The 3,225-nt window shown below is 37.3% G+C and carries 3 protein-coding genes and 1 pseudogene; all 4 read left to right on the forward strand.

The window, feature by feature from the left end:
- Positions 1 to 326, forward strand: a 326-nt coding sequence (locus tag ACJAT0_RS13020; RefSeq protein WP_415182003.1) for a LolA family protein, incomplete at its 5' end; no start/stop codon positions are given.
- A 45-nt stretch (positions 327 to 371) separates the two neighbouring features.
- Entirely contained in the window at positions 372 to 1,814 is a 1,443-nt protein-coding gene (locus tag ACJAT0_RS13025) for an LptF/LptG family permease (RefSeq protein WP_415182004.1), read from the forward strand.
- Between the two features lie 32 nt (positions 1,815 to 1,846).
- The gene (gene ribB, locus ACJAT0_RS13030; RefSeq protein ID WP_415182005.1) at positions 1,847 to 2,995 is read left to right on the forward strand and encodes a 3,4-dihydroxy-2-butanone-4-phosphate synthase; all 1,149 of its coding nucleotides are present in this window, start codon (positions 1,847 to 1,849) and stop codon (positions 2,993 to 2,995) included.
- 35 nt (positions 2,996 to 3,030) lie between these two features.
- A pseudogene (locus tag ACJAT0_RS13035) lies at positions 3,031 to 3,225 on the forward strand (N-acetylmuramic acid 6-phosphate etherase); the annotation flags it as partial.

A 3,225-nucleotide genomic window follows, 5' to 3' on the forward strand; every position in this document is an offset into this window, starting at 1 on the left:
GTAGTGAAATGATCACACCTTCTAACATTCTTACTTTTTATGAAAAAGGGTATTCAAAAAAGTGGGATATCATACAAAATGAAGGAGGAAGAAAAATACAATTTATTAAATTAACGCCTATTAAATCGGCCTCTGAATACAAGAGCATATTATTAGGTATCGACGTAAACACCAAACATATTTATAAAGCAATCATCAAAGAGAATTCTGGAACTACAGCTACCTTTACCTTAAAGTCTTTAAAGACCAATGAGCCATTACCAAAGAACTCTTTTAACTTTGATGCTGCTTCTTACAAAAATTGGGTGATCCAAGAAATGAATTAACAAAAAAAAGGCCTTTCCATCATTTAAAAATTCATTTGTTATACTTTGAAAATATTAGATCGTTATATCTTAAACCAATACATAAAGACGTTTTTAAGCGTCTTTATTGTATTGATGTTTATTCTTATTTTACAAGCGATATGGCTGTACATTAAGGAGCTTGCCGGAAAAGATCTAGACGTGGCCACGATTATTAAGTTCCTCTACTACTCTACACCTGTCGCGGTACCTATTGCATTGCCTTTAAGTGTATTGCTGGCAGCTATTTTAGTTTTTGGAAGTATGGCCGAAAACTATGAGTTTGCCGCTATGAAATCTAACGGTATCTCTCTACAACGAGCGATGAGATCACTTACTATAGTTATTTTAGGCATAGGAATTACTTCCTTCCTATTTGCCAATTCAGTAATCCCTTGGGGACATTTAAAACAGAGAAACCTGAGGGGTAATATCGCAAAAATAAAACCTGCGATGGCTATTAGTGAAGGTTCCTTTAATCAACTGGGGAGTTACAACATCAAGGTGGCCGATAAGTCTGGTGAAAACGGTGAATTCCTTACTGATGTCATCATTCATAAAAAGAATGCGAGGAAAAACGGAAATTATACGGTTATTAAAAGTAAAAGAGGTGAATTAAAAAGTTCCTTAAAATCTAATGTGATCCAGCTCGTACTAGAAGAAGGCAACTATTATGAAGATCTAAATCTTGTCCAGCCTAGAAAAAATAGTAGTTCGCCTTTTGTAAAGAGTAGTTTTGATAGTTATACACTCAACATAGATGTTTCTCAATTAAATAAAGTAGATATAAACGACGAGTCTGTCACTGATAACCATAGAATGCTCAAAATAAATGAGCTGTACAATCGCATTGATACTTTTTCACTAGCCCTTACTAATAATTATAAGATTTATAGAACGAACCAGCACAATACCTGGTCACCAACAACTTTAGACCGCAGGATAGAATTAGATACAATCAAAGAAAACCCAATAGATTTACTCGCTTCTTTAAACACAGCAGACCAGCGTAGAGCGGTTGATGTGGCCATATCAAAAATGCGCAGCCAGATAGCAGCCATTAAAAACAGAGAATCACAAATAAAAAGAGAAGAAACGAGACTGGCAAAACACGAGATTGAGATCCATAAAAAATACGTGCTGGGTGTCGCCTGTATCATTCTCTTTTTTATAGGCGCCCCTTTAGGGGCCATCATCAGAAAAGGAGGAATGGGACTTCCATTAGTAATCGCTACGTTATTTTTTCTGACGTATCATTTTATAGGTATTTTTGCAGAAAAAGCGGCTACCGAAGGAGCCTTTCCAGCTTGGTTAGGTGCGTGGATGAGCACGTTTATTATCTTCCCAATGGGTATGTACCTCACCTATAGAGCCACTACAGATCAAGGGATCTTTAATAACGATTTCAGCTTGGTAAAGCTGTTCTCGAAGTTTAAAAAACACCCAAAAACTCCAAGCCCAATAGCTTAATACTTATATTTGTCCTTAAAGGATTTAGGTTTATGATTATGCAAGAAAAAACTTCAACGACCATACAATTAGATCGTATTGAAGATGCTATAGAAGACATTAAAAATGGAAAGGTAATCATCGTAGTGGATGATGAAAACCGTGAAAATGAAGGTGACTTTCTAGCCAGCGCAAGGTCTGCTACACCAGAAATGATCAATTTCATGGCTACACACGGTCGGGGATTGATATGCGCACCACTTACACAATCCAGGTGCAAAGAATTAGAACTTAACATGATGGTCAATAATAACTCTGACCCTTTAGAGACGGCTTTTACCGTTTCTATAGATTTACGAGGTCATGGAGTTACTACTGGAATAAGTGCCAGCGATAGAGCAAAAACCATTCAAGCTATGGTCCAAACAGATACACAACCCCATGATTTCAGTAAACCTGGACATGTCTTTCCATTAAAAGCAAAAGACGGCGGTGTATTGAGAAGAACGGGGCATACAGAGGCCGCTATAGATTTTGCGAGACTTGCTGGACATGAACCTGTGGGAGTTATCGTTGAAATCATGAACGAAGATGGCAGCATGGCGCGTCTTCCCCAACTCGTTAAAGTTGCAAAACAGCACGATCTAAAATTAGTTTCTATAGAAGATCTGGTCGCTTACCGCATGAAACACGACAGTCTTATCGTAAAGAAAGAAGATTTCATGTTAAAAACAAGATTTGGAGAATACCGATTGCGTGCCTATCAACAAACCACTAACAATCAAATTCATCTCGCTCTTACGTTAGGAGACTGGAATCAAGAGGAAACCGTACTTACTCGTATGAATTCCACCCAGGTGAACAACGATCTCTTTTCTACATTGACAAGTGAGGCAGACCGAAAAATAGAGGCCATGTTCAACACTCTAAATAAAGAGGGAAAAGGAGCCATAGTTTTTATCAATCAGCAGTTTGAACCAGAAAACATGCTGGGTAGATTAGAACAACTTAAAGGTCTTCAAGAAAACGGAGAGGTTAAAGCGCCACGTCGTAATTTAGACAATAAAGATTACGGTATAGGAGCACAAATTCTCCATGACCTCCACATTACAAAACTCAAATTAATGACTAATTCTGAGCAAAGTAAACGCATAGGAATTATAGGGTATGGACTAGAAATTTTAGAAACTATTTCTTATTAAATGATACCTCTGAGTTTTGCGAAAGAACCTCTATTATGACATTTAAAAAAATTACAGAACAAGAATCTCATTACAACCATCTGGAAAAGAAGAGTGTGGAAGAATTATTGCGTGATATCAATAAAGAAGATCAGACCGTAGCGGCAGCAGTAGAAAAAGCAATCCCTCAGATAGAGTCCCTTGTCCATGTAATCGTAGAAAGAATGTCCAGCGGTGGAAAACTTTTTTAT

Source organism: Nonlabens sp. (genome assembly GCF_047636915.1).
GTDB lineage: Bacteria > Bacteroidota > Bacteroidia > Flavobacteriales > Flavobacteriaceae > Nonlabens.

What these genes read in the sequence shown, in the direction of transcription:
- ribB (WP_415182005.1), top strand. Translation starts at nt 1,847, where the DNA reads ATGATTATGCAAGAAAAAACTTCAACGACCATACAATTAGATCGTATT.